The 16,751-nt window shown below is 37.1% G+C and carries 14 protein-coding genes; 7 read left to right on the top strand and 7 right to left on the bottom strand.

Annotated elements, in window-relative coordinates:
• Window positions 1-45 precede the first annotated feature (45 nt).
• From C9J31_RS16740 to C9J31_RS16710, 7 genes are all read right to left on the bottom strand, one after another.
• The gene (locus tag C9J31_RS16740; protein ID WP_107950634.1) at window positions 46-366 is read right to left on the bottom strand and encodes a hypothetical protein; all 321 of its coding nucleotides are present in this window, start codon (window positions 364-366) and stop codon (window positions 46-48) included.
• Window positions 367-734: 368 nt separating this feature from the next.
• Window positions 735-1,016, bottom strand: a complete 282-nt coding sequence (gene qoxD, locus C9J31_RS16735; protein WP_054768069.1) for a cytochrome aa3 quinol oxidase subunit IV — start codon at window positions 1,014-1,016, stop codon at window positions 735-737.
• Complete coding sequence (qoxC, locus tag C9J31_RS16730) at window positions 1,016-1,615, bottom strand: cytochrome aa3 quinol oxidase subunit III (protein WP_107923507.1); 600 nt, start codon at window positions 1,613-1,615, stop codon at window positions 1,016-1,018. The genes qoxD and qoxC overlap by 1 nt, the downstream gene beginning before the upstream one ends.
• A 1-nt stretch (window position 1,616) precedes the next feature.
• On the bottom strand, window positions 1,617-3,560 hold the full coding sequence (gene qoxB / locus C9J31_RS16725) for a cytochrome aa3 quinol oxidase subunit I (RefSeq protein WP_107923508.1): 1,944 nt from the start codon (window positions 3,558-3,560) through the stop codon (window positions 1,617-1,619).
• 27 nt (window positions 3,561-3,587) lie between these two features.
• Complete coding sequence (gene qoxA, locus C9J31_RS16720) at window positions 3,588-4,508, bottom strand: cytochrome aa3 quinol oxidase subunit II (protein ID WP_054768070.1); 921 nt, start codon at window positions 4,506-4,508, stop codon at window positions 3,588-3,590.
• Window positions 4,509-5,270: 762 nt separating this feature from the next.
• Window positions 5,271-6,110: a DUF2785 domain-containing protein gene (locus tag C9J31_RS16715; protein WP_107950633.1), complete on the bottom strand. Its 840-nt coding sequence runs from the start codon at window positions 6,108-6,110 to the stop codon at window positions 5,271-5,273.
• A 216-nt stretch (window positions 6,111-6,326) separates the two neighbouring features.
• Window positions 6,327-6,791: a hypothetical protein gene (locus tag C9J31_RS16710; RefSeq protein WP_107950632.1), complete on the bottom strand. Its 465-nt coding sequence runs from the start codon at window positions 6,789-6,791 to the stop codon at window positions 6,327-6,329.
• A 216-nt stretch (window positions 6,792-7,007) separates the two neighbouring features.
• Here C9J31_RS16710 and C9J31_RS16705 point away from each other — a divergent pair, with 216 nt between their 5' ends.
• The 7 genes from C9J31_RS16705 (at window position 7,008) to C9J31_RS16675 (ending at window position 16,628) form a co-directional block, all read left to right on the top strand.
• Window positions 7,008-7,997 (top strand): DUF3196 family protein, encoded by a 990-nt coding sequence (locus tag C9J31_RS16705; protein WP_107950631.1) that lies wholly within the window; start codon window positions 7,008-7,010, stop codon window positions 7,995-7,997.
• Between the two features lie 113 nt (window positions 7,998-8,110).
• On the top strand, window positions 8,111-9,400 hold the full coding sequence (gene tig, locus C9J31_RS16700) for a trigger factor (RefSeq protein WP_107923510.1): 1,290 nt from the start codon (window positions 8,111-8,113) through the stop codon (window positions 9,398-9,400).
• A gap of 589 nt (window positions 9,401-9,989) precedes the next feature.
• The gene (clpX, locus tag C9J31_RS16695) at window positions 9,990-11,261 is read left to right on the top strand and encodes an ATP-dependent protease ATP-binding subunit ClpX (RefSeq protein ID WP_107923511.1); all 1,272 of its coding nucleotides are present in this window, start codon (window positions 9,990-9,992) and stop codon (window positions 11,259-11,261) included.
• 225 nt (window positions 11,262-11,486) lie between these two features.
• Entirely contained in the window at window positions 11,487-13,811 is a 2,325-nt protein-coding gene (lon, locus tag C9J31_RS16690; protein ID WP_107950630.1) for an endopeptidase La, read from the top strand.
• Between the two features lie 4 nt (window positions 13,812-13,815).
• Window positions 13,816-14,397 (top strand): ribosome biogenesis GTP-binding protein YihA/YsxC, encoded by a 582-nt coding sequence (yihA, locus tag C9J31_RS16685; protein ID WP_107950629.1) that lies wholly within the window; start codon window positions 13,816-13,818, stop codon window positions 14,395-14,397.
• A 238-nt stretch (window positions 14,398-14,635) separates the two neighbouring features.
• A complete protein-coding gene (locus tag C9J31_RS16680; protein ID WP_080647677.1) occupies window positions 14,636-14,809 on the top strand; it encodes a YjfB family protein in 174 nt (57 codons plus the stop codon).
• A gap of 163 nt (window positions 14,810-14,972) precedes the next feature.
• Window positions 14,973-16,628 carry a hypothetical protein gene (locus tag C9J31_RS16675; protein WP_244854820.1) on the top strand — a complete coding sequence of 552 codons (1,656 nt, stop codon included), beginning with the start codon at window positions 14,973-14,975 and terminating at the stop codon, window positions 16,626-16,628.
• The last annotated feature ends 123 nt before the right edge of the window (window positions 16,629-16,751 follow it).

Here is a 16,751-nt window from a genome sequence, read left to right as displayed (position 1 = left end):
ATTTAACTGTGGTTCTTTTTTAGAAAACCTCAATTTTGTTACCCATTACTTTTTAGCAGTTAAGTATTGAGATAAGGCGGATGTTGTTGACAGGATATCAAGTAAATTGTTGCTTGTAGAAGTGCGAGTTGATAATGCATTTAGATGATGATTAGTGTTAATAGCTGTATTTGTTTTTTCTGTTAAGTAATCATTTAATAGGGCAATATTGTATTTCATTTTTGTCAGCCTTTGTTGGTCAATGATAGAACTGTTTTCGTTAATTGTTGCAGCAAAGTTTGTCATGTGTGTTTGTAGCTTGTCCTGTGCAGCTGACAATGTTTTGAATTGTTGTGCTTGAAATGCATTTTGTAGGTAGTCGGGCATTGTTGGTGTTCTCATCGTCGAGGTATTGATATGACCATTCATATGATCAAACAAATTATACAGCGACGCTGAGCTTGATTTATGTTGCTCGTACGCTTCGGGTAGTAGTGCTTCAATGCTGTTAGAAGTGGAAGTTGTTAGAGAGAAGCAGTAGCGTTTAATAAATAAGAAGTAAAGTCACTAGTCGTTGTTGTGTTATTGTTTGTTGGCGATACGCCCTGTACTAAAGCTAGGCATATTAATCCATAAATTTACACTTGAAGTCAATTTGCTCTGCTTCCTTTCATATGTATCATGTTTAATGGAAAATGTTATTTTAGAAAAGAAAAAGCCGAGAAAATGCTAAGCATTTTCTCGGCTTTTTTTCATTAGTAACCCCAGATCATTGCAAATAATGTACCAAGGATTGTCACAACACCTACGAATACTGAATATAAAATCGTTGTATATAACGTTTTCTTATCTTCGGATTCACCGATGTGCATGAATAACACTAATTGAACTGTTGCTTGTGCAAGTGCAGTCACTAGTAGGATAGCGAATGCCATTGTGTAGGACATATCAAATGCCACAACAGATAATGCTACAAGTGTTAATAATAGTGAGAAGCCGAAGCCCATCACATGTTGTTTTGGGAATAATTCCTTCATCAGCTAATCAGTCCTTTCAAGTAGACGAAGCTGAAGATGAAAATCCAAACTACGTCTAGGAAATGCCAGTACAGTGAGAAGATAAACGCTTTGTTAGCCGTTTGTGGGTTTAAGCCACGTTTTGCTACTTGGATTAAAATTGCTAAGCCCCAGAAGAAACCAAAAGTTACGTGGGCACCGTGCGTACCAAGTAAAGTCATTAATGATGACAAGAATGCACTTGTAGTTATTGTCGCACCTTCATGTACATAAGTGACGAATTCATCAATCTCAATACCTAAGAAACCAAGACCAAGCACAAGTGTAATGATGAAGAATGTCATCATTGCTTTTTTATTGCCAAGACGCATAGCATGTACGCCAAGACCAATTGTAAAACTACTTGCTAAAAGTAAAAATGTTTCTAATAATACTGGTGTTAACTCGAAAATTTCAGCGCCAGTTGGGCCATTACCTGTACGGTTATGAAGCGTGAAATAGACGGTAAAGAGTGTGGCGAATAACACGATTTCGGCGCCGAGGAATATCCAGAAACCAAAGATTTTTAGACGGTTTTCCTCTGTACTATATTCTAATGGAAGTGAAGAATCGATTTTCATATTATTTGTCACCTCTCAAACGTTTCTCAGTTTCGTTAATTTCCTCAACTGAAATATAACGACCATGATCTTTTTCAAATGAACGATAAGCCATAAAACCAAATACAACAAGCATACTTAGGATGGCTGGAATCCATTGATTAAATACAGCGAAGAATGCTGCTAGGAAGAAGAATCCACTCATCCAGAACGGTGCACCAGAGTTGTTAGGCATATGGATTTTTTCAATTTTACCTGCAGTAATATCGCGACCTTCTTTTTTCGCAAACCAGAACTCGTCTAAACGTGTAACTGTAGGAACTACTGCAAAGTTGTATTCAGGTACTGGAGAATGTGTTGCCCATTCTAATGAACGACCATCCCACACATCTGCTTTTTCGTTACGAGGCATATGTTTCCAGCTGTAGTAAATGTTATAAACAATTAAGCCAAAGCCGACTGCTAGACCAAGTGCGCCCACGAAAGATAGCATATTTAATGGACCGAAGCCTGTTGACTCTGAATATGTGTACATACGACGTGCATAACCATCTAAACCTAAGATGAATAGAGGGAAGAATGTCACGTTGAAGCTAATTGCGATAAACCAGAAACCTAATTTACCTAATTTCTCATTTAAACGGAAACCGAACATTTTTGGCCACCAGTAGTGGTAACCTGCAAGTACACCAAATACTGTACCTGGAATTAATACATAGTGGAAGTGAGCAACTAAGAACATCGTATTATGATATTGGTAGTCGGCACTAGCCATTGCTAGCATTACCCCTGTAACCCCACCGATTGTGAAGATAGGAATAAAGCCAAGTGCATAAAGCATTGGGGTTGTAAATTGAATCTTCCCGTGCCTCATCGTGAGCAACCAGTTGAATATTTTAACCCCGGTCGGTACAGCTATCGCCATTGTTGTAATAGAGAAGACGCTGTTTACCATAACGCCGTGACCCATTGTATAGAAATGGTGGGCCCAAACTAAGAATGACAGTAAAGAAATAACAACCATACTCATAACCATTGATTTGTAACCGTATAAGTTTTTACGTGCAAATGTTGCAATGATTTCTGAGAAAATACCGAAGGCTGGTAGGATAACAATATAAACCTCTGGATGTCCCCAAACCCAGAATAGGTTGGCCCAAAGCATATCCATACCGCCATCTTGCATGGCGAAGAATTTTGTACCGAATTGACGGTCAAACATCATTAATGCTAGCGCAACAGTTAAAACTGGGAACGCGAATACGATAATCACGTTTGTAATTAAAATTGACCAAGTAAACATTGGCATTTTCATTAATGTCATACCAGGTGTACGCATTTTAATGATCGTTGTGATGAAGTTAACCCCAGTCATTAACGTACCAATCCCTGATAATTGAAGTGCTAAAGAATAGTAGTTATTCCCGACAGTTGGACTAAATTCTGTACCAGAAAGTGGGAAGTAGGCAGTCCATCCTGCATCTGGCGAACCCCCAATGATGAATGATAGGTTAAGTAAGCCTGCACCGGCTGCAAATAACCAGAAGCTAATTGCATTTAGACGTGGGAAGGCAACGTCACGGGCACCAATTTGCAGTGGAATGACAACGTTCATTAAACCAATAACGAATGGCATTGCCATAAATAAAATCATTAATAAACCATGTGTTGTAAAAATCTCATTATAATGTTGTGCATCAAGAAGTCCGTTATCTGGAACCGCTGTTTGTGCACGCATTAAAAGTGCATCAATACCACCGCGGAAAAGCATTAACAGTGCAACGGCGATATACATAATCCCGATTTTTTTATGGTCAACGGTTGATAGCCAGTTTTTGTAGAAATAGCCCCATTTTTTGAAATACGTAAGGCCTGCTACGATAGCAACTGCACCAACTACGATACTAATAGCTGCCGCTAAAATCATCGGTTCTTGCATTGGATGGAATACTTCTTCCATACTCATAGGATGCGCTCCTTTCAGATTTGAAAATTAGTGTGAATGTGTTGATTCGGAATCTTTATGTGAATCAGTGGAATGGTCCATCTGTTCATGATCCATTTCGTCGTCTGACATGTCCATATCACCGTGTTCCATTGGTGCAGGACTAAATTCTAAGTGAGTAGATGAGTAACTTGAACGACCAACGTGCTCAGCTGCTAAAAGCTCATTAAATTTTTCTTCTGTTAATGGTTTTTCGTTCGCTTTTACATCAGTAACCCATTCGTCGAAGTCTGCTTGTGTCATAGATTGTGCTTCAAATTCCATTTCCGCAAATCCGCGGCCACTAAAGTTTGAGTTACGACCCATGAAAGAACCAACTTCATCTGCTGCAAGGTGAATAGTTGTCAACATATCACTCATAGCGTATTTCTGACCTGCTAATTGTGGAATCCAAAAACTTGTAATAGGTCCGAATGAGTAAAGTTTAAACTCAATTGGACGGTCAGTTGGGATATTGACATAGTTCACTGTTTCAATACCTTCTTCTGGATAGCTGAAATGCCATTTCCAGTTCGAAGAAGATGCGTAAATTACAAGTGGCTCTTTATTATCATAACCTTCAGGTGTTGTTTCAACTGTACTTGTCGTTTTCACAGTTACAACTGCTAAGAAAGCTACGATAATAATAGGAATAACTGTCCACGTAATTTCTAGCAGATGACTTCCCTCTTCATGGGGAGGCTCGTAATCGGCAGATGCTTTTGATGCACGATATTTCGTTAGCATAAATGCTAAAAGCACGTACACGACTAGTAATATAACGGCCATTGTAATAATGGATAAAATAATTGTGTCTGATAATGTTCTGGCATTAGGCCCTTTTGGATCGAAAATTGTTAGTGGTTCACAACCAGCTAGAATCGCAAGTGCACCAAATGCTAAAAACATTAAGCTTATTTTTTTATTCATGTTTGACTCCTTTCTATAAAACAGCTATTCATAAAATTCATGTGGTGTAGTATATAGTCACATTTACAAATAGTAGGTATTGAGGTCACCTCTTTTATCTGATGTACCAATTCAAATACATGTGCATTTACAATGGCATGGTTCAATATGAAACGTAAAATCTAGTATTTGATTGGTCTAGCAAGCGTTTGCAATGACAATGCATTGTGCAACCACAAAAGGACATTTATTGGATGTCTGTAATCACAAGTTGTCGTTGTTTGCACATTGGATTATACGCCCGATTCTTCAGGAAAAAAATTATTTTGTTATAGTTTGAATGTCGAATAGGGGAAGAATATGAACATTTTTTGAACAAAAATTGTTATTTCACCATTGGTATTTTCTTGTTTAATAAAATAAACACTGTGCAAACGTTGAAAACACTGGATTTATCAAATTTAGCTAAGTAAACATTTTTTTTGTGAAAAGTTTCGTTTCACATTTTAGACGTTGTTTTGTAATAAAATCAGCGTCATACTTAGACATTCAGTGCAAATTAGTTGTGTTTTTTTATAAAAAGGAGTATGAAAAAAGACAGTATTGAGGGACTTAAAGGATATTTCTTCATTATGAGGAATGACTGAAGAGGATAAATTTGGATGCAAATATTAATTATGTTAATATAATTACATGTTTTCATTTAAAACCAAATATTGGTATATTTTATGGTTGGTTGAAAAATAATAGAGCATCCTACATATGAGGATGCTCTAAGGACGATTATGCGCCAAGTTTTAACCATTTTGCGACTTGAACATAAATGATGTTCTGAATTTTTGGCGCACGATTATTCATTTTTAAGGCAAAGTATAATGTTTTCATTACATTTAATGTACAAGTGCGTCCGCTAAAAAAGCTTTCGTTATAGCCTTGTGTCACTAAATGCATTTCAAATTTATCGAAAACTTGTTCTACCCACTCCATTATGGCTTCCTCAGAATAGCTACGATCCAGTAAAGCTTCAATAATGTTTACTAAGCGTTCTTCCTCATCATTGATATACACTACATCTTTCCAAGTAGTTAGCTTTAGAGCGTGGAGGATAGATGGTGCGTACTGTAAGTCGAACTTTGGGTGTTTAATTGTTATAGCTGCTAAATCAGCGCCGTGTGCGATGCTATGTGCCCATCCTTTCCCTTCAATGTGTCCGCGCGTATCCTGTTCTAACAATAAATAACGGCCAATCTGTTTAAAGAATGGTTGTAAACTTTCGTCGTTTAAAGTAAGTATTTCAGCATCCTTTGTTAGTATATTTGCCACAAGTAAAGCCGAAAATGAACGTATAAATACACTATCTGTGAACTTTTCACCAATGTTAGCATATAAAAAATCCTCATTTGTCGTAGTATCAAACAAAAATTGTAATTGTTGCGGACTCAGTAAATTATCACTGAGAATGTCTATGAATGTGCGATATATAAAGTCGCGAAGCTCAGCGTTAGTTGAACCTATATGCGTCAATGTTTGTTGTAACAGCCAATCACCTTCTTTTACAAGAAAGTCTTGGCGCTCAGTAAAGCTCTTACTAGAAAGTGTTTGTAATGTTTCTTTAATATCCAATTGAAAGCCCCCAATGATAAGTCTATTTAAATTATACCGTGTTTTTAATCAGATAGTTGATGTTTTATATTGAAATAGTGAGTAAATGACACATGGGAATTCCAGAATCTATGGAAAGTTGATATGATAGAAGCGCAGCAAAAGAAGAACGACCTATTCATATAAGGTTTGTTACAAATATAAAAGACATACCTATTATAAGTATGTCTACCTTAGTTATAGTATAAAGGCCGCTTTTATCCCAATAGGCCAATCTATGAGGGTGTTGTGATTTGTCTTTAATTCCACAAGAATATTTGCGTTTTTAATCGCTTCAATAATCCACTCACTATAATGGATGTTTGGTTGAGGATGCTGTAAGATACGTTGCATATCTTTCATATCTATACGTAAAAGCTTATAGCTGCATTCAATGTGTACATTTTGGGGAAGAATAAAAAGAGTGTCGTTTTGATGCCCAACTGAGATGGAACCAGGAATGCTACCTCGAATACTCGTGATATGTGTAATTGCTTCCCGCGTGTACATATCTATCTTAGTGCTTGTGAGAAAATCAAAATCAATTGGATAATCTTGTTGCGGGCCATCCGCGGTAGTAAATGAAGTAACTCTAATAGATAGTGCCTCGAAAGCGGGGGAGATGCGACTATCGAATTCGTTGATTGTATCCATTAATTGCATATATTCCTCTCCTTGTGACAAACTTGTTTACTAAGAGGCAGACAATTAATGGGTGAGAGTTGCCTGCAAATAGTATTTTTTTATGGGTATCATTAATCATAATACAATTTATTACAAAATATGAATCTAAAAGCAATGATTTTTGTAAAAAAATAAGCGATATGTAAAAAAATAATAATACTTGCTCAGAGAAATTTAAGTAAAGAGGTGAGAAAAATGACAAAACGAAAGCGCCATGTTATTAAACATGATAATGTTGTTGTTTTTCCTGGCGCAGCCCAAACGTTAATTCGAGAGGGCCAAAGCTTTGCGGAGAATTATCAATATGAAGAAGCTGTAGCGTGCTTTGAAAAGGCGTTTTTATATGAAGAGGGAGATGAAGTAACGTTAAGTGCCTATGCGTATGCTTTATATGAAATCAAGGCGTATGTGAAAGCGAAAATAATATGTGAGAAGTTACTGGCGATGGGTACTACAATGTATGTAGAAGTAATGGAACTCTATATAACTATATGTATGCAGCTAAAGGAGTATCATCAAGTAGAGGCGTTAATTTCTGCGCTCATTGAAGAAAATGTACTGCCAGTGGAGCAACTTGAAAAATTTGAGCGTTTACAAAACTTGAATAGAGAAGTAGCGAGAAATCTTCAGCAAAAAGAAGATACACAGCAAATGATCGAACAACAAGAGTACGAATTGTCTCATTTTAGTGCGTTAACGCCAAATGAACAATCAATTCTTTTGCATCGCTTAATGGATACAAACGTCCGTCAATTAAAAGTAGCGTTGAAATCCATTATCGAAAGCCCTAATATCCATCCATTTGTACAAAGTTTGGCATTACTATTACTTGTGGAGCAAGAAGTATCTATTGAACTCAACGTCACAAAGTTTGAGCAGACAAAAACCATTAATCCTGTAGAATTGGTTTTGCCTAATCAGTTACCTCAGTATGGTCAAGTGAAAAAGATTATTGAGAGTAAATTAGAACAAGACCCATCGACGCTAGAAATGGTACAATATTTAATGGCAAAGCATGCCATTGTGACGTATCCGTTTGAATGGCATCCATTCGAAACGGATGATATTGCTTATAGTTACATCGATTTTGTACAAACGATGCTCGGTAAAGTACAGGAAATGGACTATGACATCATCGACTATTTACAAATGTTAGAAAAACTAACAGAACTACAGGAAGTATGAAATAAGTTGAAACTATACGCATCTATGATATACTAAAATGGTTGTCAAAATCGTAGTTACGAATGAATTGTCTAACATTTTAAACTTGATTATTTATTTGGAGGTATTTATACATGTCAGCAAAATGGGAAAAACAAGAAGGTAATATCGGTACTCTTACAATTGAAGTACCAGCTGCAGCAGTAGACGCAGCGATGGACCAAGCGTTCAAAAAAGTTGTAAAACAAATTAACGTACCAGGTTTCCGTAAAGGTAAAATGCCTCGTAAAATGTTTGAACAACGTTTCGGTATCGAATCTTTATACCAAGATGCATTAGAAATCATCGTACCAGATTCATATGCGAAAGCAATCGATGAAGCGGCTATTATGCCAGTTGACTATCCAGAAATCTCTGGTACAGAAAACTTCGTACATGGTCAAGATTTCACTTTCACTGCACAAGTAACTGTGAAACCAGAACCAAAACTTGGTGACTATAAAGGTCTAGAAGTAGCAAAACTTCCAGTTGAAGTAACTGACGAAGAAGTAGAAGCACAAATCACAGAACAACTAGCACGTAAAGCTGAACTTGAAATTAAAGAAGACGAAGCGATTGTTGAAGGCGATACAGCTGTTATCGACTTTGAAGGTTTTGTAGGCGAAGAAGCTTTTGAAGGTGGTAAAGGGGAAGACTATCCACTAGAAATCGGTTCAGGTTCTTTCATCCCAGGTTTTGAAGAACAAGTTGTAGGTTTAAAAGCTGGCGAAGCGAAAGACGTAGTCGTTACTTTCCCAGAAGAATACCACGCTGAAGAATTAGCTGGTAAAGAAGCTACTTTCAAAGTAACTGTAAAAGAAGTAAAAACAAAAGTTCTTCCAGAACTAAACGATGAGTTCGCGAAAGAATTAGATCCAGAAGTAGAAGGCGTAGAAGCATTACGTGCTAAAATTAAAGAAACAACTGCTACACAAAAACAAGCAGAATCAGATGCTGCACTACGTGATGAATTAGTGGAAAAAGCCGCAGAAAATGCTGAGTTTGAAGTACCAGCTGGTATGGTTAACTCTGAAACTGATCGTATGCTACAAGAGTTTGGCCAACGTTTACAAACACAAGGTATGAACTTAGACCTTTATTACCAATTCTCTGGTCAAACAGAAGAAGATTTACGTGGTCAAATGAAAGAAGAAGCTGAAAGCCGTGTACGTGTTTCGTTAACACTTGAAGCTATCGCAGAAGCTGAAAAAATTGAAGCTACTGAAGCTGACATTGAAGCAGAATTAGAAAAAATGGCTGCTCAATTCAACATGACTAAAGAACAAATTACTGGCGCTTTAGGCGGTACTGCAGTTCTTGAAAATGACATTAAAATTCAAAAAACAGTTGAATTTTTAGTAGAAAACGCTAAAATTACGGAATAAGATTTTTGTAACTAGATAGCAAATTTATAAGAAAACAAGGTACGGCATTTTACCGTGCCTTGTTTTATAACACATACATTTTAGGTCTACGCTAAGCTTCTTCTATTTCTTTTTTAGAATCTTCATAATTTTATGTTAGGAAAAGTAAGAAGCCTTAGCACTTTTCTTATACATAGTATTGTTGTTTGACTTATCACACGATGCTAAATTTTAACTTCATTCAGCAGATGTTCTCGAAGCGGATTGTATACACAAAGTTGTATGTGCTAAAAACGTTTAAACTAAGAGACAAGATTGTCCACCCACTTTTAGTGGAAATAGACATCAAAGGGTTTTTCCGTGCAATGAAATAACAAACCCCTGCTGAATGAAGTTAAGCCACAGGCGGATATTACGGGTTTTGAAGGGTGTTATTTTTAAATGTTAGCTTAATTTTACACGGTGAAGGTTAACTAGTTGTGATTTAGCAAGTCAAAGCACGCTTCAAAATATGGACGTAATTATGCAGAAGCGTAATTGATGCAGTCAATTTATTTGATAATGATTCAATAATCTTGTAAGATTGTTGCTTGAATAGGGGTGAAACATATTGTTCAAATTTAATGATGAAAAAGGCAATTTAAAATGCTCATTTTGTGGAAAGCCACAAGAACAGGTGCGTAAACTAGTTGCAGGGCCTGGAGTTTATATTTGTGATGAATGTATCGAGCTTTGTTCAGAAATCGTTGTAGAGGAACTAGGTGTTGAGGAAGAGATTGAATTCCAAGATATTCCAAAACCAAAAGAAATCTTATCGATTTTAAATGAGTATGTAATTGGACAAGAGCGTGCTAAAAAAGCCTTAGCGGTTGCGGTTTATAATCACTACAAACGTATCAATACAAATAGTAAAATTGATGATGTAGAATTAGCAAAATCGAACATTGTGTTAATCGGCCCAACTGGTAGCGGTAAAACATTGTTAGCTCAAACATTAGCGCGTATATTAAACGTTCCTTTCGCAATTGCGGATGCTACTTCTCTAACAGAAGCTGGTTATGTAGGTGAGGACGTAGAAAATATTTTATTAAAATTAATCCAATCTGCAGACTATGATATTGAACGTGCAGAAAAAGGCATTATTTATATCGATGAAATCGATAAAGTTGCTCGTAAATCAGAAAACCCATCAATTACCCGTGACGTTTCTGGTGAAGGTGTTCAACAAGCACTTCTGAAAATTTTAGAAGGAACTGTTGCAAGTGTGCCACCACAAGGCGGACGTAAGCATCCACACCAAGAATTTTTACAGATTGATACAACAAATATTTTATTCATCGTAGGTGGAGCATTTGATGGTATTGAATCTATTATCAAGCGCCGTCAAGGTGAGAAAATAATTGGCTTCGGTTCAGATCCAAATAAAGTAGAAGTGGATGAAGGTTCACTAATGTCGAAGCTGATTCCAGAGGATTTACTGAAATTTGGTCTTATTCCGGAATTCATTGGTCGTTTGCCAGTACTTGCGAGTCTTGAACAATTAAACGAGTCTGCGCTTGTGCAAATTTTAACCGAGCCAAAAAATGCGCTAGCGAAGCAATATCAAAAAATGCTTGAGCTAGATGGTGTTGAGCTTGAGTTTGATGAAGGTGCCCTTTCAGAAATTGCCAAAGAAGCAATAGAACGTAAAACAGGTGCACGTGGTCTTCGTTCAATTATTGAGTCAACAATGCTAGAAGTAATGTACGAACTACCATCACGTGATGACGTGAAAAAATGTATCATTACAGCAAAAACAATTACGGATAAAGAAAAACCGAAATTGCTTCTTGAAGATGGCACTGAACTCGATGAAGGTAGCGACACAAAAACTTCAGCATAATGAACAGACTTGGCTGTCTATTGTTATGGGATAAAGAGTAACTTAGCTGACTTCGATTGTGCAATATTCGCACATATCGACAGTCAGCTTTTTATTCATACATAAAGCCAACTGTAAATAGATGAAATTTTTGGCTCGTTTGATTAGATAGTGTGAATCCATTATTTAGACACATACTAGTAGCGCGGGATTGTAAACAAAATTTTGACGGAGGTGAATACCCGCATGGTGACAATACAAAAAACAACAAATATACCATTATTGCCTTTACGTGGACTTTTAGTATACCCCTCAATGGTGTTACATATTGATGTGGGTAGAAATCGTTCTGTAGCAGCGCTGGAACAAGCGATGTTAGAGGACCAATTGATTTTATTGGTAACACAAAAAGAAATGCATGATGAACAGCCGGAAGAACAAGATTTATATGCAGTTGGTACGATGGCATATGTAAAGCAAATGCTAAAATTACCGAATGGAACACTCCGTATTTTAGTGGAAGGTGTAGCACGCGCAACATGGTCGAACTACCAAGCGTTAGAAAAATATACTGTTGTTGATATCGATGTCAAGGAAGAAACTGCTGATAAAGATGTTGAAACACAGGCTTTAATGCGTACGTTGTTAACGTATTTCGAAAGATACGCGAAATCCTCCAATAAAATTACGACAGAAACAATTAATACAGTTACTGATATTGAAGAGCCAGGCCGTTTGGCAGACATTATTGCGTCACATTTGCCATTTAAAATTGCAGATAAACAGGAAGTATTAGAAATGCTAACCGTAAAAAAGCGTTTAGATCATTTAATAATACGCCTGCATGATGAACAAGAAGTACTGGATTTAGAAAAGAAAATTAATACAAAAGTGAAGCAATCTATGGAGCGAACGCAAAAAGAATATTACCTACGTGAACAAATGAAAGCTATTCAAACAGAGCTTGGGGATCGTGAAGGAAAAACAGGCGAGGTTGCAGAATTACGCAAACGTATTGATGAAACTGGTATGCCAGAATCGACAAAAGAAGTAGTACTTAAAGAACTCGATCGTTATGAAAAACTTCCGGGAGCAAGTGCTGAAAGTGGCGTTATTCGTAATTACATTGATTGGGTAGTTTCGTTACCGTGGACAAAGGCAACTGAGGACCGCATGAATATTGCTCATGCTGAAGAAATTTTAAATCGAGATCACGATGGTTTAGAAAAAGTAAAAGAACGTGTACTTGAATATTTGGCGGTTCGACAGTTAAGAAACTCATTACGCGGACCAATTTTATGTTTAGCTGGACCTCCTGGTGTTGGTAAAACCTCTTTAGCACGTTCAATTGCCGAGAGCCTAGATCGTAAATTTATTCGAATTTCATTAGGCGGCGTTCGTGATGAATCAGAAATTCGTGGGCATCGACGCACTTATGTAGGTGCCATGCCAGGCCGTATTATTCAAGGCATGAAAAAAGCTGGTACTATTAATCCGGTTTTCTTATTGGATGAAATTGATAAAATGTCTAATGATTTCAGAGGAGATCCTGCAGCCGCGATGTTGGAAGTTCTAGACCCTGCACAAAATAATACATTTAGCGATCACTACATCGAAGAACCTTATGATTTATCGAACGTGTTATTTATTGCAACTGCCAATGATTTGAGCACAATTCCTGCACCATTACTAGATCGTATGGAAATCATTTCGATTGCGGGCTATACAGAAATTGAAAAAGCACAAATCACAAAAAATCATTTAATTCCTAAACAATTAAAAGAACATGGTCTGAAGAAAACACAAGTTGTTCTAAAAGATGAGGCTGTGCTAGATATTATTCGTTATTATACACGTGAAGCAGGGGTTCGTGGTTTGGAACGTCAAATTGCGACACTTTGCCGTAAAATCGCAAAAATTATTGTTTCTGGCGAAAAAAAACGTGTGACGGTAAGTTCAAAATCCTTAGAGGATTTACTTGGAAAGCATCGTTTCCGTTATGGACAAGCTGAGAAAGAAAACCAGGTCGGAGTGGCAACTGGACTTGCGTATACTACTGTTGGTGGGGATACGCTACAAATTGAGGTTTCATTAACTCCTGGCAAGGGCAAAATACAGCTGACAGGGAAGCTTGGAGATGTCATGAAGGAATCAGCGCAAACAGCCCTATCCTATGTACGTACGAAAATGGAGGATCTTGGAGTGGATGCAGAATATTTTGAAACGCATGATATTCATATTCACGTACCTGAAGGCGCAGTGCCAAAAGATGGACCTTCTGCTGGCATTACAATGGCTACAGCGATTGTCTCTGCGATTTTACACCGCCCAATTCGTCGTGAAGTTGGTATGACTGGTGAAATTACGCTGCGTGGTCGTGTGCTACCAATCGGTGGCTTGAAAGAAAAAACGCTCAGTGCCCATCGAGCAGGACTAACGACAATTATCTGCCCGCAAGATAATGAGCGGGATATTGAAGATATTCCTGAAAGTGTGCGTGAGCAACTTACATTTAAACTAGTGTCGTCTGCTGATGAAGTATTAGCATATGCACTGGACGGAGGTTTTTAAAGAAATGAAAGTCCATAACGTCGAAATGGTCATAAGTGCAGTAAGACCAGACCAATATCCAGAAGATGGACTGCCAGAATTTGCATTAGCAGGTCGTTCCAATGTTGGGAAATCATCATTTATCAATCGCATGATTGGTCGTAAAGCATTAGCACGTATCTCTTCTAAACCGGGGAAAACACAAACGCTAAACTTTTATAAAATCGAGGAGCAACTCTTTTTCGTCGATGTTCCAGGCTATGGCTATGCGAAAGTATCCAAAACTGAGCGTGAAGCATGGGGGAAAATGATTGAGCGCTATATTACTGGGCGTGAGGAATTAAAAGCAGTTGTTCAAATTGTTGATTTACGTCATCCGCCAACTGCTGATGATTGTATGATGTATGATTTCTTGAAGCATTACAATATCCCGTGTATTGTGATTGCTACGAAGGCAGATAAAATTCCAAAAGGTAAATGGGATAAACATAAGAAAGTTGTCAAGGAAACCCTCGATATGGATAGAAATGATCCTTTAGTTGTGTTCTCTTCTGAAAAAGGAATCGGATTTGAAGAAGCTTGGCATCTTATCGAAAATAAAATGTAATAAAAAAACATCTATTGCGTCTAAGGTTTAGGACAGTAGATGTTTTTTATTTGTCTTCGTATTAACGATTGCTTGAACAAAGATTTGCAGATTTTACATATGCAAATGTAGCGTTAATTTCTTTGCGCTAGAGACAAGTCCTTTTATTTGTGATGCAGTATGAAAATTGGTAGAAATACGGGGAAATGACTTGATGAACGAAAACTTTATCCGATAAATTAGATAGGAGGTGGACTAAATGGATATTGCAGCTTTATCTATCGCAATGAATCAAGCAAGTCTAATGCAAAACGTATCTTTAGCAGTGACAAAACAAGCAATGGATATGCAACAACAAAATACCGAGCAGTTAGTAGAAATGTTAGATGCTCCACATCCAACAGCCGGACATACAATTGACATTCAAGTATGATAATGGCGAGGTAGCTTGAATTTGGAAGCTACCTCTGTCTTTATGTCTAATAGTAATTTCGAAATTAAATAGAATAGTGTTAAAATGAAACTTTTTCAATAAGAAAAACTACCAATAATACGATATACTATTCATAAATAACAAATTTTTAAGGAGGCGGGAATTGTTGAAGAAGATTCCATACATATTTATGATTTTGTTACTACTTGCTCTTGGGCTTCCATCAGGACAAACTGCACAAGCTGCACAGTTAGTAACAGGGACCTTCGTGGATGTGACATATTCTGAATATGCGAATACCAACGGAGAAATAGAAAAGGCACTAAGTAAAATTACGTTGCAAAATGCGAGCGGTAGAACAGTAACGTACAACATTAATAATAATACTCGCCTGTATATTAATAACACGGAAACTTCTATTGAGGGCTTTAAGATGGGCATGAAAGTAGAAGCAGAAGTCTCACTTCGTAATGTCGTGGAGCTTCGAGGTACTTCCAATACTTCAGAAGAAACGACAACAGTTGTACAAAATGCTACAACTATTGCTGGAGTAGTAACAAGCATTGATCCTAATGGCATGTTCATAATGGTGAAGCCAGACATTGGCCAAGAAACAACGTACTATATTAACAAGGATACAAGCTATCAAAAAAACTCATCGTCTGTTGATATTAGTGCAATGTATGTAGGCGATCGAGTAAAGCTGAGTCTTAAAAACACAAGTACCTCAATCGTAACAAAAGTAAATATTAGTGAGTCTGGTACTTTAGTAGAAAATCTTTATAAAGGCGAAATACAGGCAGTTAATGCTAACGCAAATAAACTGACTGTAAAAAATCAGCATGCCTTTGTGAACTGGCAATTTGGGGCACAGACAACAACTGCTTTAACAACGATGAATTTTACTTCAAAAGTACCGATTTACGTAGGTAATACTAAAATTGAAAAAGGTCAATTGAAAAACTACATTGGCAGTGAAGCGTATTATGCAACTGTTAAGCAGTTTGGCAAAGAAGTTATAGAAAAAATTGTGCTGTTAAAAAACAATGAACGCACTTACTATGAACCGATGCTTGCTGTTGATACAAACTATCAATTCTTAAAGCTAAAAACAGCCGGCACAATGTACTTCCATGACGGAACAATTTTGATTCGTAATAATCGTTTAATCGAACCAACAGGATTATTAGCTTACGGGACTGCGTTTGTTATTTCCGACGGTGCTGCTCGCGACCACTATGCACAGGTTGTACAAGTGACAAGTGATAGCTTTATGTCACCAAACTTAGCAACGCACGATTTATACTATGGTCGATTATCTCAAGCAGATGGCTATTTAATCGAAATTGATGATGCAATAAAAATTGAGTCGAATGTCTTTAAGGATACAGATAAAGTAGTACTTTCAGTTAGCAATACGACAAAGGCAAAGGTTGATGATGGTAATAAAACATACACTGTTATGCCGGATATTGAGCTTTATTTATCTGAAGGGGATTATGGTTACTTCTATGTAAAAGATGGCCATGTTCAAGCTCTTCATATTTTAGACAATGCAAAACCGGTGGCACCGTTAATGCTTGCAGGTAAGCTGCAATCGGTTAAATCAACTTATCCAGCCGTTATCAATGTGAAGAGTGTTAGTCAATGGCAGAATGGTCGTTGGTATGAGGCTGGTGAAATGATTGATATGAATATAGACCAAGCTACACTAATCAAAGCAGGTAAAGTCATTCAACCTTCGGATTTAAAACCTTCCGATCGTTTAGTTGTATTATCTGATCGATTTGTCAAAGCGCATTTCATTTTAGTTGATTAATAAAGTTAGAGAGTTGCTTTATACGTAAATATTAAGCCGTAATTTAATCTCTCGTAAATGATTTAGAAAAGACAAAGAATCTGCGCAACTCCTGAGGGAAAGTAAGCCAAGCAAGAAGCGGCT

Origin of the sequence: Lysinibacillus parviboronicapiens, assembly GCF_003049605.2 — a bacterium.
Classification (GTDB): domain Bacteria; phylum Bacillota; class Bacilli; order Bacillales_A; family Planococcaceae; genus Lysinibacillus; species Lysinibacillus parviboronicapiens.
This window is presented reverse-complemented; position numbering and strand designations above follow the sequence as displayed.